The sequence below is a fragment of the Amycolatopsis sp. NPDC000009 genome, assembly GCF_055563465.1.
The window spans coordinates 40699-65384 of sequence record NZ_JBVHDI010000021.1 but is presented as its reverse complement, the minus strand read 5'-3'; the positions used below and the strand labels follow the sequence as shown (position 1 = coordinate 65384).

Below are 24686 nucleotides of genomic sequence, written 5' to 3'. Positions count from 1 at the left end.
CGACGAAGGAGGCATTTCGATGCCGGAGCCGGGAAGCAAGCGCGGGGCGATCGACGACCAAGGCCTGCAGCGGCTGCTGGAAGGGCTGAAAGCCGTTCGCGACGGTGATTTCAGCACCCGGCTGCCCCAGGTGGACGACGTCCTGATGGACGAGATGGCGCTCGTCTTCAACGGGATGGTCGATCAGCTGGCGCTGTTCACCTCCGAGGTCACGCGGGTCGCGCGCGAGGTCGGTACCGACGGGAAGCTCGGCGGCCAAGCGGCGGTGCCCTCGGTTTCGGGGACGTGGAAGGACCTCACCGATTCGGTGAACGCGATGGCGGGCAACCTCACCGGCCAGGTCCGCGACATCGCCGAGGTCGCCACGGCGGTGGCGAAGGGTGATCTCTCCCAGAAGATCACCGTCGACGTCAAGGGCGAGATGCTCGAGTTGAAGAACACGATCAACACGATGGTGGATCAGTTGTCGTCGTTCGCGGACGAGGTCACGCGGGTGGCGCGGGAGGTCGGCAGCGAAGGACGGCTGGGCGGGCAGGCGGAAGTCCCCGGCGTGGCGGGGACCTGGCGGGATCTGACGACGTCGGTGAACTTCATGGCGGGCAACCTGACCGATCAGGTGCGGTCGATCGCCGAGGTCACGACGGCGGTGGCGAAAGGCGACCTGTCGCAGAAGATCACCGTGGACGCGCGGGGCGAGATCCTGGAGTTGAAGAACACGATCAACACGATGGTGGATCAGTTGTCGTCGTTCGCGGACGAGGTCACGCGGGTGGCGCGGGAGGTCGGCACCGAAGGAGCGCTCGGCGGGCAGGCCCAGGTGCCCGGGGTGGCCGGCACCTGGCGGGATCTGACGACGTCGGTGAACTTCATGGCGGGCAACCTCACCGCGCAGGTCCGCTCCATCGCCCAGGTCGCCACGGCGGTGGCGAAGGGTGATCTGTCGCAGAAGATCACCGTGGACGCGCGGGGCGAGATCCTGGAGTTGAAGAACACGATCAACACGATGGTGGATCAGTTGTCGTCGTTCGCCGATGAGGTCACGCGGGTGGCGCGGGAGGTCGGCACCGAGGGACGGCTGGGCGGTCAGGCGGACGTCAAGGGCGTGTCCGGGACGTGGAAGGGCCTGACCGAGTCGGTGAACGTCATGGCAGACAACCTCACGGATCAGGTGCGGTCGATCGCCGAGGTCACCACCGCGGTCGCGAAAGGCGACCTGTCGCAGAAGATCCGCGTCGACGCCCGCGGCGAGATCCTGGAGCTCAAGGACACCATCAACACGATGGTCGGTCAGTTGTCGTCGTTCGCCGATGAGGTCACGCGGGTGGCGCGGGAGGTCGGCACCGAGGGACGGCTGGGCGGTCAGGCGGACGTCAAAGGCGTGTCGGGTACCTGGAAGGGCCTGACCGAGTCGGTCAATGTCATGGCCGACAACCTGACCGACCAGGTGCGGTCCATCGCGCAGGTCGCGACCGCGGTCGCCAGGGGCGATCTGTCGCAGAAGATCACCGTCGAGGCCAAGGGCGAGGTCGCCGCGCTCGCGCAGACGATCAACACGATGGTCGACACGCTGTCGGCCTTCGCGGACGAGGTCACGCGGGTGGCGCGCGAGGTCGGTACCGAAGGCATCCTCGGCGGGCAGGCCAGGGTGCCGAACGTCGCCGGGACCTGGAAGGACCTCACCGACAACGTCAACTCGATGGCGAACAACCTCACCGGCCAGGTCCGCAACATCGCGCAGGTGACCACCGCGGTCGCGCAGGGAGACCTCTCCCGCAAGATCGACGTCGACGCGCGGGGCGAGATCCTGGAGCTCAAGACCACCATCAACACGATGGTCGACCAGCTTTCCGCGTTCGCCGCGGAGGTCACCCGCGTCGCGCGCGAGGTCGGCAGTGAGGGACGGCTCGGCGGCCAGGCGGAGGTCGAAGGCGTTTCGGGTACCTGGAAGCGGCTGACGGAGAACGTCAACGAGCTGGCCGGGAACCTGACCCGCCAGGTGAGGGCGATCGCCGAGGTCACCAGCGCGGTGGCCACCGGCGACCTCACGCGGTCGATCTCCGTCGAGGCGCAGGGCGAGGTCGCGGAGCTGAAGGACAACATCAACGCGATGGTCCAGTCGCTGCGCGAGACCACGCGCGCGAACGAGGAACAGGACTGGCTCAACACCAACCTGGCGCGGATCTCCGGCCTCATGCAGGGGCACCGGGATCTGCGGGTGGTGGCCACGCTCATCATGAACGAGCTGACCCCGCTGGTCGGCGCCCAGCACGGGACGCTGTTCCTCACCGAAGCCGGCGAACACGGCACCCGGCTGCGGTTGATCACCAGCTACGGGCACAGCGAGGACCCGGACACGCCCTCGGATTTCGCGATGGGGCAGTCGCTGATCGGCCAGGCCGCGCAGACCAGGAAACCGATCGTGGTCGACCGGACGCCGCCGGGTTTCGTGAATATCTCGTCGAGCCTCGGCTCCGCCCCGCCGGTCACCCTGATCGTGTTGCCGATCGTCTTCGAGGACCAGGTGCTCGGCGTCATCGAACTGGCGTCGTTCGGCGAATTCACCGCCGTCCGCAAGGATTTTCTCGCACAACTGATGGAGACCATCGGGGTCAACGTCAACACGATCATCGCCAACGCGCGGACCGACTCCCTGCTGGAGGAATCCCAGCGGCTCGCCCAGGAGCTGCAGACCCGCTCCGAGGAGCTTCAGGCGCAGCAGGCGAAACTCCAGGTGTCCAACGCGGAACTGGAAGAGAAGGCCGAACTCCTCGCGCGGCAGAACCGCGACATCGAGGTGAAGAACTTCGAAATCGAGCAGGCGCGCCAGGAAATCGAGGAACGTGCGCAGCAGCTCGCGCTGGCATCGAAGTACAAGTCGGAGTTCCTGGCGAACATGTCACACGAACTCCGTACCCCGTTGACCAGCCTGCTGATCCTCGCCGGGGTCCTCTCGCAGAACTCGACCCAGAACCTGACCCCCAAACAGGTCGAGTTCGCCAAGGTGATCCAGTCCGCGGGCACCGACCTGCTGCAGCTGATCAACGACATCCTCGACCTGTCGAAGGTCGAGGCCGGGAAAATGGACATCCATCACGAGCCGTTCCCGCTGCGCCAGCTGCTCGACTACGTCGGCACGACGTTCCGGCCGCTGACCGCGGAGAAGGGGCTCGACTTCCAGGTCACCGTCGAACCCAACGTGCCGGAACTGCTCTTCACCGACGAGCAGCGGCTTCGGCAGGTGCTGCGGAACCTCCTGTCGAACGCGGTCAAGTTCACCGAACGCGGCGGCGTCGAACTGCGGGTCGAATTGGTCGACACCGTCGTTTCGCCGTCGGGCGCGCTCCCGCACGAAGCACTGGTGGCGTTCAGCGTCATCGACACCGGGATCGGGATCGCGGAGGAGAACCTCGAATCGATCTTCGGGGCCTTCCAGCAGGCCGACGGCACCACCAGCCGCAAATACGGCGGCACGGGGCTTGGCCTGTCGATCAGCCGTGAGGTCGCGTATCTGCTCGGCGGCGAGATCCGGGCGGACAGCGTGCTGGGGACGGGCAGCACGTTCACCCTGTACCTGCCGGTGGCCAGGTTCGCCGCGCCGGCCAGCCTCGACGAGTCCACTGTGGACAACGTCGGCGCGGAGCGGCGGGTCCTGGTAGTGGAGGGCGAGCGGAACAGCCTGCTGACCCTCCTCGCCCGCGGTGTCGCGGCCGACGTCGCGGACAGTCACGGCTCGGTCCAGGTCCGGGCGGTGGCCGATCCGGCGGAAGCGTTCGAGGAGGTGAAGCGGGAGAGCTACCGATGCGTCGTCCTCGACGCCAGCATCCCCGGGACGAGCGCGTTGAGCTTCCTCAAACGGCTCGCCGAGGGGCCGGACCCCGTCGAGGTCCCGGTGCTGGCGCACGCGACCCGCAAGCTCAGCGCGGCGCAGGAGCGGTTGCTGCACGGGCACGCGAAGGTGCATCCGGTCGAGCTGCTGCCGTCGCTGGACATGCTGCGGGAACGCATCATGCTGCACATCTCGGCCAGCGAGCTCGAAGGCATCCTGCCGCTGATGCAGCAGCCGGAGGAGACGGTGCCGTCGTCGGACCCCCAGCCGTCCGGCCTGCCCGCCGGACCGCCGCGGCTGCGGGGCCGCAAGGTGCTGCTCGTCGACGACGACCCCCGCAACGTGTACGCGATCTCGGGGATGCTCGAACTGCACGGCCTGTCGGTCGTGCACGCGCCCAACGGCCGCAAGGGTATCGAGGAACTGCTGTCCGACGACGGTATCGACCTGATCCTGATGGACGTGATGATGCCCGAGATGGACGGCCGCGCGACGACCGCCGCGATCCGCGAGATGCCGAAGTTCGCCGGCCTGCCGATCATCACGGTGACCGCGAAAGCGATGGAGGGGGACCGGGAGAAGAGTCTCGCCGCCGGGGCGAGCGACTACGTCACCAAACCCGTGAACGCGGAGGAATTGCTGGCGTGCATGGAACGCTGGCTCGCGGACTGAACGGCGGGCTACTCGGTCCCGTTGGCGCCGCGCGCGCAGACACGGCGGATGGCCGCGACGATCTCCGTGTTGGGGCTGCCCTTCACGAGGTATTCGGTGACACCCGCGGACGCCATCTGGGCGATGGACCGGGTGTCGCTGTGCGCGGAGAACGCCATCAGCCGTGTATGGGGCACCCGCCGCCGGATCTCCCGCGCCATCCACGCACCGCCTCCACCGGGGATCCGCACGTCCAGCAGCGCGACCTCCGGGGCCAGCAGTTCCGCGAGCGCGACCGCCTCACCGGCGTCGACCGCGACGGCGACCACCTCGATGTCCGGTTCGGATTCCAAGAGGGCCCGCAGGGCGTCCCCGATGACCGGGTTGTCGTCCGCGACGAGCACCCGGAGCCTGAGGGGCGGCGTTCGGTTCATCACCCGGTCCGAGCCCGCGCTGTCTGCGGTGCCGGTGGTGGTCGCGGGCCCCCCGCCGAACTCGGCGTGACTCAGCAAGAGATCCGGTGGTCGCCTTCGCTCGGCTGCTCGATGAGCGTCCTGGCGACGTCGTGGATCTTCATGTTGTTGTTGCGGCAGAACGAGCGCAGCAGTTCGAATGCCGCGTCGACGTCGATCTGGTAACGCTCGGCGAGGATCCCCTTCGCCTGTTCGATGGGCAGCCGGTGGTCGAGCGCGTACTGGAGTTGCTCGGCACGGGCCCGGTAGAAGCGGATGCGGTCGCGCATGGCCACGAGGTCGTCGGCCGGGTCGGCAGATCCGGCCGGCGGGGCCGGCGAAAGCGTGGTCTCGGACATGAGGTGATCGTCGCAGCGGCCGGACTGCTCCGGAAGAACAGAACGTCCTGACTCGAATGATGCAAATGAACCTGGTCCGGTCGGCGGCGGCCACTCGAACGGGCGCCGAACAGGGCCCATTGGCCTGTCGCAGTGACCGGCCGTGCGCCGTACGCTCACATCCGAGGAGGGAAACCGTGGAGGTCGGAATGCTCCGGGTGTTTCTGGTCGACGATCACGAGGTGGTCCGCCGAGGGGTCGCGGACATGCTCGAGGAGGACGCCGGCCTGTGTGTCGTCGGTCAGGCCGCGACGTTTTCCCAAGCGCTGGCGAGGATTCCTGCTTTGCGGCCGGATGTCGCCGTGCTCGACGTCCGGCTGCCGGACGGCAACGGTGTCGAGCTCGCACGCGAACTGCGCTCCAAGGTGCCCGAGCTGAAATGCCTGATGCTCACCTCCTACACCGATGAGCAGGCGATGCTGGACGCGATCATGGCGGGCGCGAGCGGGTACGTCATCAAGGACATCCGGGGGATGGACCTGGTCGCGGCGGTCAAGGAGGTCGGTCTCGGCCGGTCGTTGCTGGACACGCGGGCCGCCGCGACGCTGATGGCGAAGTTCCGCGACGACGCCGCCAAGAAGGGGCCGCTCGCCGGACTTTCCGACCAGGAACGCACCCTGCTGGAACTGATCGGCGAGGGACTGACCAACCGGCAGATCGCCGAGCGGATGTTCCTCGCGGAGAAGACCGTGAAGAACTACGTGTCCCGGCTGCTGACGAAACTCGGGATGCAGCGGCGGACCCAGGCGGCCGTGCTCGCCACGGAACTGCGGCGGCAGTGAAGGCTAACGTCCTTGTGCCGTCCGGCTGAACACACGTGTCGTCCATCCAGTCACGCGTGTCGTCCGTTCAATCACGCGAGATCGCCGTTCACGCGAGGTTGATGGCCGTGACGGAGCCTGTCTCAAGCGGAAATGAGCGTGTCGAGCAGCATGTCCTCCAGCGGGCGGCGCGGCGTCCACGGCAGCTGCGACCCGTAGCCGACCCGCAGCAGCACCTGCGGCCACACCCCGCAGCCGAGGAGGCGCCGGAGTTCGGCCCGGGCAGCACGGACCATGATCGGCGGCGAGATGAACGACGCGTCCAGGCCCGCGCAGGTCGCGGTCAGCAGCACCCGTTGCATCGCCTGGCCGGCTTGCAGCCGGTCGAGCCGTTCGTCGGTCAGCGATCCGATCACCACCACCAGTGGAAGAGGGAGTGTGCCGCTGTGGCCTTCGCCGAATTCGCCGAGTAGCCAGCTTTCGTCGGCGGGGGTGCCTTCGGTCGCGTAGGACGGCACCCCGTCGCGAGTGCCCGCGCCCAGCCTGGTCCAGCGGTCGAGCTCGGCGAGGAACGCGGGATCGGAGAGTTGCTCCCGCCGGGCGCGGGAGGTGAGGTCGTGCAACAGACGGCACTGGTCGGCGTCGAGACTCGACATCCACGCGTGCTCGAGCTCGGTCGCGTGGCGGAGCGCGGTGAGCGTGGTTTTCGGGACGACGTCGGACACGAACGGCCGCCGGTTGGTCCGGCGGCGGGGGATTGCGCGGGCCAGCCGGACGACCTTCGGATCCGGGGTGCGCTCGGCGAGCGGACGGACGACCGCCAGCAGATCGGGATCGGCGCGGCTCGGCATCAGGGTCGTCGCCGGATGGAAACCCAGTGCGTGAATCGCCGTCCGGAGGGTGAACAGGGCGGCACCGCACGAGAGAACGATTTCCCGGCCGTCCGGATCCGTGGCGGGCAGGATCCGGCGCGGATCGGCGTGGACTTCGATTCCCGTGCCGGTGCAGCGGAAGAGCCACGGCTGGGTGTTGTGCGTCGACGGGGCCAGGGTGGCCGACCGGAGCACGGAATTCACCTGTTCGGAGTTCAAACGCCCGACTCCGGTGACTTGTATGGTCATGGTTTCCCCCGTCGCCGCGCCACGGGCAATAAGGTTGTCTCGTGAGACGGTCCCCGCCCACGGTGCGGGGCCGAAAGAGGAGAAAGTCACCACGGCAGCGAGTCGTCCCGATCTTCGGAGGCGCAGCAGGATGTCGGCTCAAGACCGGCTGGGCGGAAACGACGACCGGATCACCGGCGCCCTTTCCCAGCTGCGGATTCGTGAGGTGCTGCGGGATCTTCAGGAACGCATCGAACGGCTCATCGGCACCCGCGACAAGATGGACGGCCTGCTCGAAGCGGTGCTCGCGGTCGCGTCGGGGCTGGAACTGGACGCGACGCTGCGCCGGATAGTGCAGGCGGCGATCGACCTCGGTGAAGCCACTTATGGCGCGCTCGGCGTGATCGCGGACGACGGATCGCTCGCCGAATTCGTCTATCTCGGCATCGACAGCGAGACGAAGGAACAGATCGGGCATCTCCCGAAAGGGCACGGACTGCTGGGTTTCGTCATCGACGAGGCGAAACCGGTGCGGCTGGCCGACATCTCGCGGCATCCCGCGTCGGTCGGGTTCCCGCCGCGCCATCCGCCGATGCGCTCGTTCCTCGGCGTGCCGATCAGGGTCCGCGACGAAGTGTTCGGGAATCTCTACCTCACCGAGAAACGCGGGGGGAATTTCACCGATGACGACGAGGTGGTCGTCCAGGCACTCGCCGCCGCGGCCGGGATCGCGATCGAGAACGCCCACCTCTACGAGCAGACGCGGATCCGCCAGCGGTGGCAGGCCGCGACCAGCGAGGTGACCACGGAACTGCTGGGCGGCACCGATCCGGTCGACGCGCTCAACCTGATCGCCGGGCGGGCATTGGAACTGACCGGTTCCGACCTCACCCTGCTGGCACTGCCCGGTCCCGGACGGCTCGACGTCAGCCCGGGCGGGGAGGACGAGGCCGGCGAACTCACGATCGCCGTTTGCGCGGGCGCGCGGGCCGCGGAGCTGACCGGGACGCGGATCGGTGTCGCCACCTCGTTGCCGGGGGCGGTCTACCGCGACCGGACCCCGCGCAGCGTGCCCGAACTCGTGCTCGGCGACGACGGGGAGTTGCGTCTCGGGCCGACGCTCGTGGTGCCGCTCCGGGCGCGGGAGCGGACGTCCGGTGTGCTGATGGCCGTGCGGAATCCAGGTGCCGTCCCGTTCGAACTCGGCCAGTTACCGGTGGTGGCCTCGTTCGCCGACCAGGCCGCGCTCGCGCTGCAACTGGCGGCGCGGCAGCGCACGGCCAGGGAACTCGACGTGCTCGCCGACCGCGACCGGATCGCCAGAGATCTGCACGACCACGTGATCCAGCGGTTGTTCGCGGTCGGCCTCGCGATGCAGAGCACCCACCGCCGCGCGGACTCGCCGGAACTGCGGCGACGGATCGGCGAGAGCATCGACCAGATGCACGAGATCGTGCACGAGATCCGCACGGCGATCTTCGATCTCCACGGTGGCGAGGCGGGCCAGCGGGGAGTGCGGTTGCGGCACCGGCTCTACGATTCGATCGCCGAACTCACCGACGACACCCCCACCCATCCGACGGTCAGCCTGTCCGGGCCGCTCGACTCGATTCCGCTCGCCTTCGCCGAGCACGCCGAAGCGGTGGTGCGGGAAACGGTCGGCAACGTGGTCCGGCACGCGCGGGCGAGCGGGGTCTCGGTGAACGTGGCGGTGAAGGACGACGTCCTTCGGATCGTCGTCGCCGACGACGGCACCGGGATCGGCGGTGAGTCCGTCGATCCCGGCGGGCTGCGGAACCTGCGCGATCGCGCGGAGAAGGCGGGCGGAGCGTTCCAGGTGGAGACGCGGGAAGAGGGCGGAACCAGGATCGAATGGTCCGCCCCCTTGCGCTGACCGCGGTCAGTTCGTCGACTGCGTGGTGAGGACCCCGTCGACTTCGACCGAGCGGGCGACGTCGGAGGCGACGGTCTCCAGCAGTTCCGCCGTGAGGTCCGAAAGCGCCCGCGTCACCGCGAGGTACGAGCCGATCTGGGAGGCCGAACCGTTTCTCAGCCCGGCCTCCGCGATTCCGACACCGACGAACTCGCCGCCGTCTTCGAGCCGGAGCAACGCTTCCGCGCGCACCCGGTACGGCTCGTGCTGCAGGGACACGTCGATCGTCCACTTGTCCGTCATCGTCGGCTCCGTTCCGGTCATCGAGACTCCCATCACCGCCGTCCGTGGCACAGGGTCCTAAGTCCTCGCTCCCGGGAATCGGGGGCGAAAGTCCTCGGAATTCATGACCGGCGGCCGCTGCGGTCGCCGGGTACCCCGGCCGATGGTGGACCAACCCTCGTCTTCCGGAGAGAGACCACGATGAAGATTCCGCTGCCGACTCATGTCGACCAGGCGGTGGCGGCCGCCGTCCGCGCGCCGTCCCCGCTCAACACCCAGCCGTGGCGGTTCGTCGCCGACCGGGACCGGATCGAGGTGTGGCTCGACCGCACGAGGGTGCTCCGGATCGCCGACCCGGACGCCCGCGAGGCGCGGCTGTCGTGCGGCGCGGCGATGTTCAACCTGATGATTTCGTTGCGGTCCAACGGCAAGACCCTTTCGCTGAGGGTGGTGCCGAAGCCGGACGAGCCGGATCTGCTCGCCGAACTGGAGATCGACGGCGACCGGTTCTCCTCACCGGAGGAGCGAAGGCTGGCCGAAGTCGTCTTCCGCCGGCACACGAACCGCCGTCCGTTCCTGGACCGGCCGGTGCCCGTGTGGGCGCGGACGACGTTGCGGGCGGCCGCGCTCGTGGAAGGCGGGCTGCTGGAGCTGTTCGGGCGTGGCGACCGGGCGAACGCGGTCGCGCGCGTGCTGCACCGGGCCGAGGCCGCGCAAGCACGCAACGGCGCGTTCCAGGCGGAGGTCGCGTTGTGGACCAGACGGACGCCGCACGCGCCGGACGGCGTCCCGGCGCCGGCCAGACCGCCGTCGCATCACCCGATTCCCGCGCAGGAGCCCTTCTTCGCCGCTGAGCCCGAGGGCGGTGAGCCGGTGCTCGGCGCGGTGCTGACCGCGGGCGGCGGACCGGCCGCCGACCTTCGGGCGGGAATGGTGTTGCAGCGGGTACTGCTGACGGCGACGGCCGCCGGCCTCGCGACGTCGTTCGTCGGCAGGCCGTTCGAAACCCCCGAGACACGGGCCGCGATGGACCGGATCTTCGCCGACCTCGGCAGGCCGCACACCGTGTTGCGCTTCGGGTACGGCCGTCCGGTGCCGATGACGGCCCGCCGCCGGCTCGGCGAAGTACTGCTCCGGCGCTCCGGGGCGAGCCTCTGACCCGGGGTCATCTCGTCGACATCCACGTTTCGGGCCGCCGCCACCCGGCCGTCACCCGGGGCGGGTTCGGTTCCCCCTATGAAGATCATGCGGAAATCCTTGGTGGCGCTGGTCGTCGTGGGCCTTTCGGTCGCGGCGTCCGCGCCGGCGGTGGCGGTGGCGGTCGATCGCGGTTCGATCGTCATCACCGAGCAGGCGTCCAAGCGGATCCTGGTCCTGCCCGCCGACCGGGCCTCCTGGCAGCACCGGAAGGTGAGCTGGGCGTGGGCGCCGAACGCCGCGAACGGGCTGGCGGACCTGGCGGGTTCATGGAGCAACCCGAGCGACGCGAAACTCGCCGAACGAGGTGGCGAGAAGTACCTGCTGACATCGGCGTCGGGTGGTTTCGCCGCCGTCGTGCCGTATCCGGCGGGCGACCGGGCGTACTGGGCGGCGAACGTGGGCGGGCCCGCCAACCCGCATAGCATCGAGCTGCTGCCGGACGGGAACGTCGCGGTCGCGGCCAGCACCGGTGGCTGGGTGCGGATCTACACCGCTTCACAGGGGCAGCGTTCGACGACCTACGCCGAGTACCGGCTGGTGGGGGCGCACGGCGTCGTGTGGGACGCCGGCCGGAACGTGCTGTGGGCACTGGGCACCGACGCGCTCGTCGCGTTGAACGTCGGTGGCACGCCCGCCGCGCCGGTGCTCACCGAGCGGCGATCCACGCCGGTGCCGACGAAGGGCGGGCACGATCTCCAGCCGGTCCCGTACCGGCCGGATCTGCTGTGGGTGACCACGGAAGCGGGGGTGTACCAGTTCTCGAAGACGAGTGGCGGGTTCACTCAGCGCTACGCGGGTGCGCGGGAGATCGACCGGCCGCATGTGAAGAGTGTGTCGACGAACCCGCGGACCGGGCAGATCGTGACCACCTCGGTGCAGGAGGGCCATCTGTGCACGTGGTGCACGGACACCGTCCGGCTGGCCTTTCCACGCGCCGAGCTGGCGCTGCACGGCGCGTGGATCTACAAGGCCCGCTGGTGGATCGGTTGAGCTGAACTTCCATGTCGGTACCGGCCGTTCGGGGGGCTTTCCGGCCGGTACCGACACACCAGAGAAGAGGGGACCCCGTCGCGAGAATGACGCGCGGCCTCGTCTTTCACCTGACCGAGTGAATCGGACCGTTCGGCGGGCGGCGTTGACCCGTTCGGGGTATACGTCTCACCCGAGAAAGGTCCGCAGCTCGTCGACGACCGCCCGCGGCTGCTCCTCCGCGACGAAGTGCCCGGAGCCGGAGATCTTCCGTACCCGGACGTCGACCGCCTTCGACGGAAGGACCGCGGCGAGGTAGTCGTAGTTGAACTCCGAGCCCAGCCCCAGCATCGGGGCGGTGATCTTCGCGTAGGTCTTCTGATCCTCGATGTCCGCGCCGAACGCCTGGTACCAGCCGTTCCCCGCGCGGATCGCGTCCGGGCGGTCGTACGCGGCGGCGTAGATCGCCCGGTCCCGGGCACCGATCGAGGCCGGATCGGCCGCGAGATGATCGAACATCCAGTCGACGAGAAAACGCGACCGGCCGGCCAGCAGCTGTTCGGGCAGGGTCGCGACCTGGTTGAAGGCGAACCACCAGACGTTCACCGGCTGCCCGGGCGGAGCCAGCATGGGGAGCTGGTACAGGCTTTCGTCGGGATGCGAGACGTCCATGAGCGTGACGGTCTTCGTCGCCTCGGGGTGGTTGGCGGCGAAGGCGAACGCGACCATGGCGCCGATGTCGTGCCCGGCGATATGCGCCCGCCGGTGGCCCAGCGTGCGCAGGAGTTCGAAGACGTCGCGGGCCATCGTCTTCTTGTCGTACCCGCCTTGCGGTTTGCCCGAGCCGCCCATGCCCCGCAGGTCGACGGCGATGACGCGGTACCGCTTCGCCAGCTCCGGCATGACCTTGCGGTACTGCCACCACGTCTCCGGCCAGCCCGGCAGCAGGATCAGCGGCTCGCCGCGGCCACCGGCGACGTAGTGCAGCCGGGTCCCGTTGACGTGGGCGTACTCGCTACGGAAACCGCCGGAGAGGGAACGGGCGAGTGCCGCGTCGTCAGGAGTGCCGGACTGGCCGGCCTCGGCGATGCCACCCGAGGCCACCAGCGCGGCGGCGGCACCCGCGCCGAGGGTGAGCATGGACCGGCGGTTGAGGAAGGAACGGCTGTCTTCGGTCATGTCTCGATCGTGGCCGGACCGAGGCGCCGGCCGTGAGCGGTGTTTTCGCCAACCGGGGTCTGTTTCAAGACAGGATGGGTTCGGGCACGCCCAGGCTGGTCCCGAACGTCTCGCGGTAGGACACCGGCGTGACCCCGACCTGCCGCCGGAAATGCGGGCGGAGCGCGGCGGACGACGAGAACCCGCAGTACCTGGCGATCTCGTCGACCGGGAGATCGGTGGATTCGAGCAGTTGCTGCGCGCGGATGACTCGTTGGTGGGTGAGCCAAGTGCCGGGTGCGGCACCGGTGATCTCACGGAACCGGCGATCGTAGTTGCGCCTGCTCATATGCGCCCGCCTGGCGAGTTCGTCGACCGGGAGCGCCGTGTCCAGCCGGGTCAGCGCCCAGGCCATCGTCTCCGACACCGGGTCGCCGTCATCCAGTTCCGGCATCGGCGACTCGATGTACTGAGCCTGCCCGCCGGGCCGGTGCGGCGGGACGACCATGCCCTTCGCCAGCCGGTTCGCCACCTCCGCACCACACCACGAGCGGATCAGGTGCAGGCCGAGGTCCATCCCCGCCGCGCCGCCGCCCGCGGTCAGGATGTCGCCGTCGTCGATGTAGAGCACCGATTCGTCGAGGAGGACGGCTGGGAACCGGGCCGCGAGCAGCGGGGCCATCGCCCAGTGCGTGGTCGCGGGGCGTCCGTCGAGCAGACCGGCCGCGGCCAGGACGAAGGCGCCGCTGCACAGCCCGGCCACCCGGGCTCCCCGGTCGTGTGCCGCACGGAGCGCCTCCAGCGCGGCTTCCGGCGGATCCTCCATCGGCGACCGCCAGTTCGGGACCAGCACCAGATCGGCGTCCCGGACCGCGGCGAGGTCTTCGGGGACCGGCACGGTCAGCCCGCCGCCTCGCAGCGCGGTCCCCGGTTCGCCGCCGACGACCTTGAGATCGAGGTCGGGCAACTCCCCGAAGGCCGAAGCCATCTCGAACACGCCGAACGCGAACGACATCGCGCCGAGCGACGCCCCGTTGAAGACCACCACGGCCAGCCGTCTCATGGGCCGATTCTAGAGACTCGTGAGTGGTGGAGGAGGTGTCCATGAAGGATCTGGGACGTTGAATGTCCCATATCCTTCATGGACATCCTTGCTCCGGTGGTTCCCCACCGTCCTCACCACTCACGAGACTGACCGGCTTCTCAGGTGACGAAACGGGCGACACGCGTGATCAGGCGGACGACACGCGTGATCGGATGGACGACACGCGTGATCGACTGTCCGAAGGGGACGGTAGATTCCTCGCGCACGGGTAGCTCGGGGGAAGGAAGCATCGATGTCGTACCCACAGGGACCGCAAGGGCCACAGTGGCAGCAGGGCTACCCCCAGCAGCAGTACCCGCAGCAGGGCTACCCGCCGCCGGGGTACGGCGGGCCACAGTACCCGGGACAGCAGCCGCCGAAGAAGGGCAACGGCCTGCTGATCGGGCTGATCGCCGGTGGTGGCGCCCTCGTGGTGGTCGTCTTCGTGATCCTCGCGTTCGTCGCGCCCGGATTCCTGCTGAGCGACAGCAAATCCTCGAGTTCGGCGAGCGCGACGCAGGCCCCGCTGCATCTCAATTGGGGTCCGGTGCTGGCGGGCAAGTTCATGCTCGCGGTGTTCGGCGACGAGCCGGGCAAGGCCGCCGAGTCGGCCTGCGCGGACGCCAAGGACGCGGTCCGCAAGGCGGCGAAGGAGTACGGCGACCGCAATGCGTCGCTCACCGCGCAAGAACCGCGCGCGGCGGGCCCGGACCTGATCGTGGTGACGATGACCGGCACCCTGAACCACAGCGAGAGCTTCACCGGGACGATGGAGGTGCGGCGAGAGGCGAGTGACAAGTACTGCATCGCCTCGGTCTCGCCGGTGCCCGCGGGCTGAGTCAGGGGAGCAGGCCGATCCGCCGCGCGTGCGTGACGGCCTGCAACCGGGAGGTCGCGTCGAGCTTCCGCATGGCGTCCCGTAGGTAGCTCTTGACCGTCTCCGCGGTCAGCCCCAGCCGGTGCGCGATCTCGGCGTTCGTCAGGCCGAGCGCGACGAGCGCGATGGTGTCGAGTTCCCTCGGCGCCAGGCGCACCACCGGGGAAGCGGCGCCGGTGAGGTTGGCGCACACCTCGTCGAGGCGGTCGCGGAGAGCGCCGTCGGCGATCTGTCCGGAGAGCGCCCGGAGCTCGCCGTAGACCTCGCGCAGCCGTTCCCGCGGCGCGGCCTCCTCGCGATGCTCCGCCAGCGGCCGTGCTTCCGCGAGGCGCCTCTCGATCTCGTCCTCGACGGCCAAGGTCTGTTCGAGATCGCGCGCCGCGTGCAGGGCGGCGGTGATCGTCCGGTCGGAGAGGGCGGCCTCGTCGCGCAGGCCGCCGTAGAGCACGGCGCGGACACGGCGGCGCACGACGACGGGGATCGCGACCACCGAGTGGATGCCCTCGTCGCGGACCGGCTCGTCGTAGTCGTGACTGATCGTGGTCGCGCTGTGGTAGCCGTTGGCGACCACCGGCCGGGTCAGCGCGAGCGCCTTGCCGCCGAGGCCGCAGCCGGCGCGGACGGACAGGCCGTTCAGCGCGGTGCCGCGGTTGCCGAGGAACGCGGTCAGCCGCATCCGCGGCGAGGCGCCGGCGACCCCGGCGAAACCGACCGGCAGGCCGGTGTCCCGGCGCAGGTCCGAGACCGCGCCGAGGAGCTGGGCGTCGTCGACCGGCATCGGCTCACCCTCCTTGGTGATCCCCCTCGATCGGGGGTGGTGGGCGGGCCGGGCCCGCCCGCACGATTTCCGGAACTGTACGCCCTTCGCCAACGTCCCGGGAGAAACGATGACCGAAGCTCACGTCCGGCGGTTGCTCGAGGTCTACGACGACGAGCGGGCCAGTGCGGCGACGCTGTTGTGCGACCGGCATCCGGCGGAAGCGGTCGCGTTCACCGTGGTCGAAGCGGATCTGACCAGCCACGATCTCACCTACGGCGAGCTGCGCGAGCAGTCGGAACGATTCGCCGGGGCACTGCTCGGCCTGGGGGTCGGGCCGGGGGACCGCGTCGCGACGCTGATGGGCAAGTCGGCGGAGCTGGTCGTGGCGCTGCTGGCGATCTGGCGGCTGGGCGCGGTGCACGTCCCGCTGTTCACGGCGTTCGCGCCGCCCGCCATCGCGCTGCGCGTCACCGGCAACGACACGAAGGTCGTCATCACCGACGCCGGGCAACGCCCGAAGCTGAGGCCGTCCGCCGATCTGCCGGACGACCCCTCGCGGCGGATCGTGGTCGTCGGTGACGGCGAGGCGGGCGATCTGTCGTTCCGGGAGATGCTGGCCGACGCCGCGCCGCTGCGGGGATCCGCGGTGACCGGCGGGTCCGGGGTCCTGGTCGAGCTGTTCACCTCCGGGACCACGGGAACGCCCAAAGCCGTCCCGATTCCGCTCCGCGCGCTCGCGGGTTTCCAGGCGTACCAGGACTTCGCGCTCGACGTCCGCGCGGACGACGTCTTCTGGAACGCCGCCGACCCCGGCTGGGCCTACGGTCTGTACTACGCGATCATGACGCCGATGGCGACCGGCAGGCGGAGTCTGTTGCTGCACGCGGGTTTCTCCGCCGAACTGACGTGGGCGGTACTGGAGCGGTTCGGCGTCACCAACTTCGCCGCCGCTCCGACGGTGTATCGCGCGCTCCGGAACTCGGCCGCCCCGGTGCCGGACGGTCTCCGCCTGCGGCACTGCTCGTCGGCGGGGGAACCGTTGACCCCGGATGTCCTGGAGTGGGCGTCGTCGAAGCTCGGTGTCGGTGTTTACGACCATTATGGACAGACGGAACTCGGCATGGTGGTGGGCAACGCGTGGCATCCGGACCTCCACTCGGAGGTCAAGCCCGGCTCGATGGGACGGGTTCTGCCGGGCTTCGCGGTCGAGGTCCTCCGCGAAGACGCCGACGTGGTGGCCGAGCCGGGAGAGCGGGGACGCGTCGCCGTGGACCTCCCGGCGAGCCCGCTGGTGTGGTTCCGGGGTTACCGCGACGCGCCCGAGCGCACCGCCGCGCGTTTCAGCCCCGACGGCCGCTGGTACTACACCGGCGACGTCGCCGCCAAGGACGCCGACGGCTACTTGACCTTTGCTTCGCGGGACGACGACGTCATCCTGATGGCGGGCTACCGTATCGGCCCGTTCGACGTGGAAAGCGTTCTGCAGCAACATTCCGCCGTGGCCGAATGCGCCGTCGTCGGTGTCCCGGACGCGCTGCGCGGCGAGGTGGTCGTGGCATACGTGGTGGCGCGGGACGGCGCCTCCGCCGACACAGCGTTGGTGGCCGAACTGCAGCAGCTAGTCAAGACCCGCTTCGCCGCGCACGCCTACCCGCGTGAGGTGCACTTCGTGACGGAGCTGCCCAAGACCCCCAGCGGGAAGATCCAGAGGTTCCTCCTGCGGGAGCGGCATTCTACTGATCGATCGGCCAGGTTTCGTCCCTCAGCAACCGCTTGAGTACCTTGCCGGTCGCGTTCCGGGGCAACTCCTCGACGAAGTACACGTCCCGCGGGACCGCGAAGCGAGCAAGCCGGTGGTGGATGTAGGCGCGGACGTCGTCCGCGCTCATGCGGGCACCGCGTTTCGGCACGATGTACGCCGCGAACCGTTGCCCGAACTCGCGGTCCGGCACGCCGATCACCGCGGCTTCGTGGACGCCGGGCAGGGCGGCGATGGCCTCTTCGACCGGACGTGGGGACACGTTCTCCCCACCGGACACGATCATCTCGTCCGCCCGGCCGGTGACGAAGAGCCGTCCGGCGGCGTCCTGGTAGCCGACGTCGCCGGTCGCCATCAGGTTCTCCGCGCGGGGCACGCTGGCGCCGTCGGTGTAGCCCTCGAAAAGCATGTCGTTGCCGACGAAGATCTGCCCCTCCCAGCCCGGCGGGACACGATTGTGGTCGTCGTCGAGGATGGCGACGCGGGTGCCGGGCGGGCAGCGGCCGGCGGTGGTCGGCGCGGCGCGCAAGTCCTCGGGCGTGGCGATGCTGGCCCACGAAACCTCGGTGGAGCCGTAGAAGTTGTAGAGCACGTCGCCGAAGGTGTCCATGAACTCGGTGACGATCGTGCCCGGCAGCGCGGATCCGCTGCTGGCGACGATCCGCAGCGACGAGAGGTCGTAGCGGGCGCGGATCCGTTCCGGCAGGTCGAGGATGCGCTGCAACATGATGGGTACGGCGAACAGCACACCGCAGCGGTGTTCGGCGATGGTCCGCAGGATCTCCTCGGCGTCGAACCGGCGGATCAGCGACAGGGACGCGCGCACGGCCATCCCGATCTGCATCCCGGCGAGCCCCCAGCTGTGGAACAGGGGCGCGGCCACCACGAACCGGTCTCCGGAGTGGAGCGGGATGCGGTCGAGCATGGCGGCCGACGTCGACAATCCCTTTGGGGTCGGGCGGCGCGCGCCTTTGGGTGTCCCCGTGGTGCCCGACGTGAGGACGACGAGCCTGCCGATCCGGTCCACCGGTTTGAGTTTGGTGGCGGGGACCCCGGCGATCAGCTGATCGATCGTCGGGTAGCCGTTCTCGGTTTCCGGCCAGGTGGACAGCCGCAGGAAATCACCGGGGATGCCGGCGATGATCCGCGAGAACTCGTCGTCGGCGAGTACCGCGACCGGTTTGTGCTGCCCGATCACGTCCGCGACCGCGCCGGCGGAAAGCCCGGTGTTGAGCAGGATCGCGTCCACGCCGAGTTTGCTGCACGCGATCAGCGACTCGACCATCGCGGCGTGGTTGCGGCAGAGCAAGGCGATCCGGTCGCGGGCGCGTACTCCGCGGCCCGCGAGCGCGTTCGCGAGCTGGTTGCTGCGATCGGCCGTCTGCTTGAACGTCCGGACGTCGCGCTCGTCGTGCAACGCGACGTCGTCGGGCACGCGGGCGGCGTTGGCCGAGTAGCCGCCGGCGACGGTGGCGCCCCATTGAGACAACGACGTGAGCTGCCGCGCGATCTTGTCCGGGCGCGCGGCCGCGAGCACCCCGGCCTTGATCAGCGTGCTCGCCGTGTGCAGCGTGGTGGCCTTGGTGTGCGCCGGTTCCTCCTGGGGTGACGCCGCCCGGCCCGAAAGGTGCAGATCGATCCGGCGGGCCGCCGCGCGGACGGTGCGTTTGAAGGACGCAGCGGACACCAGACCGGCGTGCGGAGCCGGAAGCATCAGCTGGGCGGTGAGTTCCGTGCCGCCGTCGGGAGCCTGCCGGAGCTCGACCGAGACCCAGATCCCGTCGTTCTCGACGCCGCACCAGACGACGTGCTCGCCCGGCCGCCAGACGCGGGCTTCGATGTCACCGGCGGCGAGCGTCCCCGGCCGCGGCTCCAGCCGGACAAGGCATTTCGGACCGCGCCCGCGTTCGGCGGGGCGCTGGATCTCGCACCAGCTGATCTCCGCGACGAACCTCGAGTAGGACTCGGGATCGCCGATCACTTCCCAAACCTGGCCGGGGGAATGCCCGAGAATCGAGCTCGCCTGGACCACATCGTCTCGCATGCGATTCGCCTCACCACGCGCGTTCGGGTGTTGACCGGGCCGCTGCCGGCGCCTCCTTCGTCGTTCAAGTTCGGCGAACCTACCAGCAATCGGCCGAACGCAATACTCCGAACGACCGCGGGGTCCGCCCCGGCTCAAGGAAAAGGGTAGGTGCTCCGACGCCGCGAAGCCGTCCGCCGAGGGGGTTGATCGCGACGTCCGATTCTCGCCAGCCTTCGGCGCGCGGCCCGGCGAAGCTGGCGAACGTGACAGTTACGACGTCGGCGGCCGAGTCCGCGCACACCCGTATCGAGCCCGGAATCCTCTACTTCGGCACCCCGGTGGTGCTCCTTTCGACGGTCGACCAGGCGGGCGCCCCGAACCTGGCCCCGATGTCGTCGGCGTTCTGGCTCGGCTGGCGGGGCATGCTCGGGCTGGGCGCGAAATCCAAGACGGCACAAAATCTCATGCGCAACCGTGAATGTGTTCTGAATCTCCCTTCCGACGCGCTGGCCGCCGCCGTCGACAGGCTGGCGCTGACCACCGGATCCGATCCGGTCCCGGCCCGCAAGTACGAACGCGGATACCGGCACGAACCCGACAAGTTCGCCCGCGCCGGGCTCACCCCCGTCCCCTCGGAGACGGTCCGGCCGCCGCGTGTCGCGGAATGCCCGGTGACGATGGAGGCCGTCGTCGAGGCCGTCCACCCGCTCGCGGAGGACGATCCGGCACAACGCGGCGGCGTCCTCGTGTTCGAGGTCCGCGTGCAGCGGGTCCACGTCCACGACGACGTGCGGATGCCGGGCACCGAAGACCGGATCGACCCCGACCGGTGGCGGCCGCTGATCATGAGCTTCCAGAAGCTCTACGGCCTTGGCCCGCAGGTCCATCCCTCGACACTGGCCCGGATCCCGGAGCGGCTCTACCGCGGGCCGGACATCGAGCGATCGCGGGATCAGTCGTCGCGGGCGAACGAGAACCGGTTCACCAGCGGCAGCCAGCGCTGATAGGACGCGGCCAGCTGTGGCCACATTTCGCCGGACAGGCCGCGTTCGAGCTTCGGCCGCAGTTCGTGGTCGTTCATCGACGACACGATCGCGAGGGCCTTGTCGTCGGCGTCGGTCGCCGCGAGGCCGGCGAACCACCGGACGGCGTCCGGATGCCCGACGTGGACCGCGAGCAGCACCAGCACCGCCCGGAACGGCGCCTCGCGGTCCCCGTCGGCGAGGAATCCGGCCAGTTCCTCGCCGGCGAAGCGCGCCCGGAGCAGGCGGTACAGGTTCAACAGCCTTTTCGCCGCCCGCGGGGACCGGACGAGCGGGGCCAGCGTCGGCAGGAAGTCCAGTTCTGCCTGTGAAATCACCAGTCGAGGAGGTCGGACGTCTATTGTGGACTGTTCGGACGACGGTTTCGGTGCTTCCGCGCGACGAGACGAAACGACCGCGGCCAGGGGAGGACGGTCGCCGGTGGCCCGATCCGTTCCAGCGAGGGCCGGCGCCGGAGTGGCATCGGGGGACTCGGTGTCGGCGAGCCCGCGCACGAGCCCCGCGAACCCTGGATCGTCCATGGGGGACAACGTGAACGGCACCTGGAAGATCTTTTCGAGGTAGTTTTCGGCGAAGGTTTCCGGGTCGTCGCCGAGCATCTCCTCGTAATGCTGCTCGACGGCCTTCTTGAGCCACCGGGAGTCGACTCCCACCACGACGACGAACACCGGCAGGGCCAGCAGGAGATGGATGGCTTCGAGAACCTGGACGACGACCTTGGGCGGGCAGCGGTCGAGGTCGTCGATGTAGAGAACGGTTCGCTCGATCTTCCCGGAACCGTGCGGGACCTCGGCGAGCATCGTCGCGAACGTCTCGAGATCCTTGCGCAGCAAGGAGACCACGCCGAGATGCTCGACGTAGTCCGAGACCCGGGACTCGGCGAACGAAACGAGGTCCAGCCCGGGCGCGAGTTCGGCGACCGCCTTTTCGATCCGGTCGGATTCGGCGTCCAGCTCGGCAAGGCGCCGCTCGGTCTCTTCGTCCTCTTCGGACGGTCCGCCGAGCTTGCCGAGCGCCTGGTGGATCCGGTCCGCGCTCGCGCGCATCCGCAGGACGACGGTCAGCGCGGAACTCACCACGGTGAGCCCGCCGAGCACTCCGGACACCTGCGACCGGCCGACGACCAGTGTGACGACCAGGACCGTCACCAGTCCGCCGATCAGGACCAGTAGCGGAACCGGATCCTGTCGCAGTCTTCGCCAGAATTCGGCGACGTCCGAACGCAGCCCGCCGGTTTCCTGTGCCAGCCGTTCGAGGTCTTCGGCGGTCGGCTGGTCGACACCGATCCTGGACGCGATCCACGCCTTGTCCGCCTCGGTGAGGCTGTCGAAGACCGCGCGGACGTACTCACGCGGCTTTCGCCGCCTCCGGTTGGCCTGCTTCTGGCTGGCTGTCAGTGTTCTGCGTTCGAGGCGGACCGCGCTGAGCCTGCCGAGCAGCGTCTTCTCGGTCTTGCGGCGTTCGGCGAGGAGGTCGGCCTGGCGTTGAAGGTCGTTCTCGGCACCACTCGCGGCGAGGTTGTCGAAGATATGCGTGGCGAGACTGGCGAGGAGGTTCGCTTCGCTGTAGTGCCAGGCGTTGAAGCTGATCTGGCGGACACTCGAACAGTAGGAGGACACCGGCTTCCCGTGCGCGCCCGCCGCGGTTTCGGCCGCCCGCGCGGAATCGGCGAGTTCGCGGACGCGCAGTCGCATCTGGCGCATGAAGAAGCTCTTGCCCGATCCCCAGCTGCCGAACAGGCCGATCGACAGGGGTGGGGTGATCATCCGGGAGACCACCAGGTCGGCGAGCATACGCACGTCGGGACCGATGCCGAGGCGGTCGACTCCGTCGTCGGTGTCGGGCCGGTAGTCCGCGAGGTGAGTGGGGAAGGGGTCCGGATCCTCGTCCCCGGAATCGGCGGGCCGGTGCGCGACGGCGATCTCGTCGATCGTGCGGATCGGCCCCGACGCGGGGAACATCGCCTTGGCTCCCTCGCGTTCGGCGGCGGAGAGGGCAGGGCCGATGTGGAGAACGGCCGGCCCGAGGCGATCGATCGCCGCACGCAGTTCCGGGTGGTCGTATTGGCTTTCGCCGATCAGTCCGAGAAGCCGGCGCCGAGGATCCTTGTCCAGCCACTTGGCCACCGTGGCGGGGTCGCGGCCGAGGGTTTGGGGCAGCTTCCGGTCGAGCCAGAGCATTGCCTGGCCGTCGTGCTGGTCGGTCACGAGCTCGTCGAGTTCCGGCTCGACGACCAGTTCCGTTCCGGCATGGGTCATCGTCAAGGCTTCCCAGGCCGATCGCCTCGCCCCCGAGTAGACCTCGTGGACGAGGAGGGTGAACGGCGTGGTCTCGAGCGCAGACCTGAGCGGGGCGTCGATGTCCCTGGGCAGGTAAGCCCCCGGTTTCTCGCCTGGCGCCTTGTTCATCAGCAGGATCGACGGATCGACGTCGCGCACCAGCACCATCCGTGCTCCCCTCCCAAGGCCGAACGGAAAGGCAGTCTAGGGGGCGGTCGATCAGCTGTGGGTGAAACTCCGCATCCGTTCGGTCACCGGTCGCTACGTTGATCTCATGACGGGGGAGCGGCTGGACGGCAGGTACGCGAAGCTCTGGACGGCGAGTACGACGTCCGCACTGGGCAGCGGTCTCGCGACGGTGGCGGCACCGTTGCTGATCGCTTCCCGCACCGACGACCCGCTCGTGGTCTCGGGCGGGTTCGCGGTGGCTTGGTTGCCGTGGCTGCTCTTCTCGCTGCCCGGCGGAGTGCTGGCCGACCGGGTGGACCGGCGCAAGCTGATGATCACCCTCGACTGGATCCGCGTGCCCGCCGTCGCGCTGCTGGCCGTCGCGATCTCGATGGGCGACGTCGGCATCGCCTTGCTGTACGCCGTCCTCTTCGTGATCAACGCGTGCGAGGTCGTGTTCCGGACGGCGAGCGGGGCGATGCTGCCCGCGATCGTGCCGAAGTCGTCGCTGGAGCGGGCGAACGGTCGGCTGTACGCCGGGACGACGCTGGCCCACGGCATGCTTTCCGGGCCGCTGAGCGGATTCCTGTTCGGTGTCGCGGCGAGCATCCCGTTCTACGTCAACGCCGGAACGTACGCGGTCAGCGCGCTGCTGCTCGGCTTGATCGCCGGCTCCTATCGGTCACAGCCCGTCGAGCCGGTCGCCCGCCGGTCGATGCGATCGGAGCTGACCGAGGGGTTCCGGTGGCTGGCCGGTCAGCGTCTGCTGAGGACCATGATCGGGTTGATCGGGATGCTGAACCTGACCCTCGTCGCGGCCACCTCGGTCCTGGTGCTGCTCGCGAAGGAACGGCTCCAGCTGGGTTCGGTCGGGTACGGCCTGCTCTTCACCTGCATGGCGGTGGGCGGGCTGCTCGGCTCGGTCACGGGTGACCGGCTGATCACCTGGTGCACGCCGACCTGGACGCTGCGGATCGGGCTGCTGATCGAGGCCGGAACCCATCTGGTGCTCGCGACGAGCACGAGCGCACCGGTCGTCGGGGTGACGTTGTTCCTCTTCGGGGTGCACGGCGCCCTGTGGGGAATCGTCGGCAGTTCCCTGCGTCAGCGGCTCACCCCGCCCGGCATGCTGGGCCGGGTCGGCAGCACCAGCCTGTTCATCATCGCGGGCGGCAACTGTGTCGGTGCCCTGCTCGGCGGGGCGGTGGCGTCGAAGTTCGGGCTGACGACGCCGTACTGGGCCGGTTTCGTGGTGGCGGTGATCGTTTCCGCGCTCACCTGGCGGGTGTTCGACCGCGAGGTCGTTTCCGCGGCCTACGCGCAAGAGCCCACTGTCAGCCGTTGATCCCGGTGAGCGCGAAGAACTCCTGGCGCGAACGAGCGTCTTCACGCAGCGTGCCGAGCAGGGTCGAGGTGACGGTGCTCGACCCGACGGCCTGGACCCCGCGCAACGTCATGCACGAGTGCTCCGCTTCGATCACCACGCCGACGCCACGCGGTTCGAGCTGCTCTTCGAGCCAGTCGGCGACCTGCTTGGTGAGCCGCTCCTGAACCTGCGGACGGCAGGCGAAGTGCTCGACGATCCTGGCCAGCTTGGACAGGCCGAGAATCCGCTCTCCCGGCAGATAGCCCACGTGCGCCACCCCGACGAACGGCAGCAGGTGGTGCTCGCAGACCGACCGGACCGGGATCCCCCTGGCGAGCACGAGTTCGTCGTAGCCCTCGTCGTTGGGGAAGGTCGTGAGGTCGAACGGCCGGGGGGTGAACAGCTCGGCGTACGCGCGCGCCATCCGGCCCGGGGTGCCTCGGAGGCTCTCGGAGTCCAGCGAGATGCCCAACGCGGTGAGGAGGTCGGCGGCCGCGGTCTCGGCGGCCGCCAGGTCCGGCCCCGGCCCGGTTTCGTGCACGACGCGCAAGGCGGGAGTGGACATTTGGCCTCCTAGGCTGAGCGCGAACCCCAGTGTATTAAACCAAGACTTTTGGGTGTTTTAGCACCCGCGGGCTCATCCTACATGGTAGA

19 protein-coding genes are annotated in these 24686 nt (G+C 69.2%); 9 read left to right on the top strand and 10 right to left on the bottom strand.

What is annotated here, in order from left to right:
* Window positions 1–19: 19 nt before the first annotated feature.
* Window positions 20–4498, top strand: coding sequence for a HAMP domain-containing protein (locus tag ACZ3HL_RS36635; protein ID WP_465411602.1), 4479 nt, complete (start codon window positions 20–22; stop codon window positions 4496–4498).
* Window positions 4499–4506: 8 nt separating this feature from the next.
* Here ACZ3HL_RS36635 and ACZ3HL_RS36630 read toward each other — a convergent pair whose 3' ends face one another.
* On the bottom strand, window positions 4507–4911 hold the full coding sequence (locus ACZ3HL_RS36630) for a response regulator (RefSeq protein WP_465411601.1): 405 nt from the start codon (window positions 4909–4911) through the stop codon (window positions 4507–4509).
* 71 nt (window positions 4912–4982) lie between these two features.
* Window positions 4983–5288 (bottom strand): ANTAR domain-containing protein, encoded by a 306-nt coding sequence (locus ACZ3HL_RS36625; protein WP_465411600.1) that lies wholly within the window; start codon window positions 5286–5288, stop codon window positions 4983–4985.
* Between the two features lie 188 nt (window positions 5289–5476).
* On the opposite strand from ACZ3HL_RS36625, the gene ACZ3HL_RS36620 reads away from it, so the two are divergent.
* Window positions 5477–6109 carry a response regulator gene (locus tag ACZ3HL_RS36620; RefSeq protein WP_465411599.1) on the top strand — a complete coding sequence of 211 codons (633 nt, stop codon included), beginning with the start codon at window positions 5477–5479 and terminating at the stop codon, window positions 6107–6109.
* Between the two features lie 122 nt (window positions 6110–6231).
* Here ACZ3HL_RS36620 and ACZ3HL_RS36615 read toward each other — a convergent pair whose 3' ends face one another.
* A complete protein-coding gene (locus ACZ3HL_RS36615) occupies window positions 6232–7209 on the bottom strand; it encodes an Acg family FMN-binding oxidoreductase (protein WP_465411598.1) in 978 nt (325 codons plus the stop codon).
* 130 nt (window positions 7210–7339) lie between these two features.
* On the opposite strand from ACZ3HL_RS36615, the gene ACZ3HL_RS36610 reads away from it, so the two are divergent.
* Window positions 7340–9082, top strand: a complete 1743-nt coding sequence (locus tag ACZ3HL_RS36610) for a GAF domain-containing sensor histidine kinase (RefSeq protein ID WP_465535953.1) — start codon at window positions 7340–7342, stop codon at window positions 9080–9082.
* A gap of 6 nt (window positions 9083–9088) precedes the next feature.
* On the opposite strand, the gene ACZ3HL_RS36605 is transcribed toward ACZ3HL_RS36610, so the two are convergent.
* A complete protein-coding gene (locus ACZ3HL_RS36605; RefSeq protein WP_192742150.1) occupies window positions 9089–9385 on the bottom strand; it encodes a dsRBD fold-containing protein in 297 nt (98 codons plus the stop codon).
* Window positions 9386–9544: 159 nt separating this feature from the next.
* Between ACZ3HL_RS36605 and ACZ3HL_RS36600 the strand changes: the two genes are divergently transcribed.
* Both ACZ3HL_RS36600 and ACZ3HL_RS36595 read left to right on the top strand, forming a co-directional pair.
* Entirely contained in the window at window positions 9545–10501 is a 957-nt protein-coding gene (locus ACZ3HL_RS36600; protein WP_465535951.1) for an Acg family FMN-binding oxidoreductase, read from the top strand.
* A 78-nt stretch (window positions 10502–10579) separates the two neighbouring features.
* Window positions 10580–11533 (top strand): DUF6528 family protein, encoded by a 954-nt coding sequence (locus ACZ3HL_RS36595; protein ID WP_465535949.1) that lies wholly within the window; start codon window positions 10580–10582, stop codon window positions 11531–11533.
* A gap of 168 nt (window positions 11534–11701) precedes the next feature.
* On the opposite strand, the gene ACZ3HL_RS36590 is transcribed toward ACZ3HL_RS36595, so the two are convergent.
* Together ACZ3HL_RS36590 and ACZ3HL_RS36585 are read right to left on the bottom strand one after the other, a co-directional pair.
* The gene (locus ACZ3HL_RS36590) at window positions 11702–12691 is read right to left on the bottom strand and encodes an alpha/beta fold hydrolase (RefSeq protein WP_465535947.1); all 990 of its coding nucleotides are present in this window, start codon (window positions 12689–12691) and stop codon (window positions 11702–11704) included.
* Window positions 12692–12755: 64 nt separating this feature from the next.
* Complete coding sequence (locus tag ACZ3HL_RS36585) at window positions 12756–13733, bottom strand: GlxA family transcriptional regulator (protein ID WP_465411593.1); 978 nt, start codon at window positions 13731–13733, stop codon at window positions 12756–12758.
* 274 nt (window positions 13734–14007) lie between these two features.
* Here ACZ3HL_RS36585 and ACZ3HL_RS36580 point away from each other — a divergent pair, with 274 nt between their 5' ends.
* Complete coding sequence (locus ACZ3HL_RS36580; protein ID WP_465535945.1) at window positions 14008–14592, top strand: hypothetical protein; 585 nt, start codon at window positions 14008–14010, stop codon at window positions 14590–14592.
* 1 nt (window position 14593) lies between these two features.
* On the opposite strand, the gene ACZ3HL_RS36575 is transcribed toward ACZ3HL_RS36580, so the two are convergent.
* The gene (locus ACZ3HL_RS36575; protein ID WP_465535943.1) at window positions 14594–15409 is read right to left on the bottom strand and encodes a helix-turn-helix transcriptional regulator; all 816 of its coding nucleotides are present in this window, start codon (window positions 15407–15409) and stop codon (window positions 14594–14596) included.
* Window positions 15410–15518: 109 nt separating this feature from the next.
* Between ACZ3HL_RS36575 and ACZ3HL_RS36570 the strand changes: the two genes are divergently transcribed.
* Window positions 15519–17168, top strand: coding sequence for an AMP-binding protein (locus tag ACZ3HL_RS36570; RefSeq protein WP_465535941.1), 1650 nt, complete (start codon window positions 15519–15521; stop codon window positions 17166–17168).
* On the opposite strand, the gene ACZ3HL_RS36565 is transcribed toward ACZ3HL_RS36570, so the two are convergent.
* The gene (locus ACZ3HL_RS36565) at window positions 17125–19194 is read right to left on the bottom strand and encodes an AMP-binding protein (RefSeq protein WP_465535940.1); all 2070 of its coding nucleotides are present in this window, start codon (window positions 19192–19194) and stop codon (window positions 17125–17127) included. The two genes, ACZ3HL_RS36570 and ACZ3HL_RS36565, sit on opposite strands and share 44 nt — an antisense overlap.
* 245 nt (window positions 19195–19439) lie before the next feature.
* Here ACZ3HL_RS36565 and ACZ3HL_RS36560 point away from each other — a divergent pair, with 245 nt between their 5' ends.
* Window positions 19440–20180, top strand: a complete 741-nt coding sequence (locus ACZ3HL_RS36560; RefSeq protein WP_465411588.1) for a flavin reductase family protein — start codon at window positions 19440–19442, stop codon at window positions 20178–20180.
* On the opposite strand, the gene ACZ3HL_RS36555 is transcribed toward ACZ3HL_RS36560, so the two are convergent.
* Entirely contained in the window at window positions 20129–22666 is a 2538-nt protein-coding gene (locus tag ACZ3HL_RS36555; protein WP_465535938.1) for a P-loop NTPase fold protein, read from the bottom strand. The genes ACZ3HL_RS36560 and ACZ3HL_RS36555 overlap by 52 nt on opposite strands.
* 106 nt (window positions 22667–22772) lie before the next feature.
* Here ACZ3HL_RS36555 and ACZ3HL_RS36550 point away from each other — a divergent pair, with 106 nt between their 5' ends.
* Window positions 22773–24011 carry an MFS transporter gene (locus ACZ3HL_RS36550; protein WP_465535936.1) on the top strand — a complete coding sequence of 413 codons (1239 nt, stop codon included), beginning with the start codon at window positions 22773–22775 and terminating at the stop codon, window positions 24009–24011.
* Here the strand turns inward: ACZ3HL_RS36550 and folE are convergent.
* Window positions 24001–24597, bottom strand: a complete 597-nt coding sequence (gene folE / locus ACZ3HL_RS36545) for a GTP cyclohydrolase I FolE (RefSeq protein ID WP_465411585.1) — start codon at window positions 24595–24597, stop codon at window positions 24001–24003. The two genes, ACZ3HL_RS36550 and folE, sit on opposite strands and share 11 nt — an antisense overlap.
* Window positions 24598–24686: the final 89 nt, after the last annotated feature.

Bases quoted from the DNA above. Each gene is read 5' to 3' on its own strand.
- ACZ3HL_RS36635 (WP_465411602.1), top strand. From the start codon at position 20: ATGCCGGAGCCGGGAAGCAAGCGCGGGGCGATCGACGACCAAGGCCTG.
- ACZ3HL_RS36630 (WP_465411601.1), bottom strand. From the start codon at position 4,911: ATGAACCGAACGCCGCCCCTCAGGCTCCGGGTGCTCGTCGCGGACGAC.
- ACZ3HL_RS36625 (WP_465411600.1), bottom strand. From the start codon at position 5,288: ATGTCCGAGACCACGCTTTCGCCGGCCCCGCCGGCCGGATCTGCCGAC.
- ACZ3HL_RS36620 (WP_465411599.1), top strand. From the start codon at position 5,477: ATGCTCCGGGTGTTTCTGGTCGACGATCACGAGGTGGTCCGCCGAGGG.
- ACZ3HL_RS36615 (WP_465411598.1), bottom strand. From the start codon at position 7,209: ATGACCATACAAGTCACCGGAGTCGGGCGTTTGAACTCCGAACAGGTG.
- ACZ3HL_RS36610 (WP_465535953.1), top strand. From the start codon at position 7,340: ATGTCGGCTCAAGACCGGCTGGGCGGAAACGACGACCGGATCACCGGC.
- ACZ3HL_RS36605 (WP_192742150.1), bottom strand. From the start codon at position 9,385: ATGACCGGAACGGAGCCGACGATGACGGACAAGTGGACGATCGACGTG.
- ACZ3HL_RS36600 (WP_465535951.1), top strand. From the start codon at position 9,545: ATGAAGATTCCGCTGCCGACTCATGTCGACCAGGCGGTGGCGGCCGCC.
- ACZ3HL_RS36595 (WP_465535949.1), top strand. From the start codon at position 10,580: ATGAAGATCATGCGGAAATCCTTGGTGGCGCTGGTCGTCGTGGGCCTT.
- ACZ3HL_RS36590 (WP_465535947.1), bottom strand. From the start codon at position 12,691: ATGACCGAAGACAGCCGTTCCTTCCTCAACCGCCGGTCCATGCTCACC.
- ACZ3HL_RS36585 (WP_465411593.1), bottom strand. From the start codon at position 13,733: ATGAGACGGCTGGCCGTGGTGGTCTTCAACGGGGCGTCGCTCGGCGCG.
- ACZ3HL_RS36580 (WP_465535945.1), top strand. From the start codon at position 14,008: ATGTCGTACCCACAGGGACCGCAAGGGCCACAGTGGCAGCAGGGCTAC.
- ACZ3HL_RS36575 (WP_465535943.1), bottom strand. From the start codon at position 15,409: ATGCCGGTCGACGACGCCCAGCTCCTCGGCGCGGTCTCGGACCTGCGC.
- ACZ3HL_RS36570 (WP_465535941.1), top strand. From the start codon at position 15,519: ATGACCGAAGCTCACGTCCGGCGGTTGCTCGAGGTCTACGACGACGAG.
- ACZ3HL_RS36565 (WP_465535940.1), bottom strand. From the start codon at position 19,194: ATGCGAGACGATGTGGTCCAGGCGAGCTCGATTCTCGGGCATTCCCCC.
- ACZ3HL_RS36555 (WP_465535938.1), bottom strand. From the start codon at position 22,666: ATGGTGCTGGTGCGCGACGTCGATCCGTCGATCCTGCTGATGAACAAG.
- ACZ3HL_RS36550 (WP_465535936.1), top strand. From the start codon at position 22,773: ATGACGGGGGAGCGGCTGGACGGCAGGTACGCGAAGCTCTGGACGGCG.
- folE (WP_465411585.1), bottom strand. From the start codon at position 24,597: ATGTCCACTCCCGCCTTGCGCGTCGTGCACGAAACCGGGCCGGGGCCG.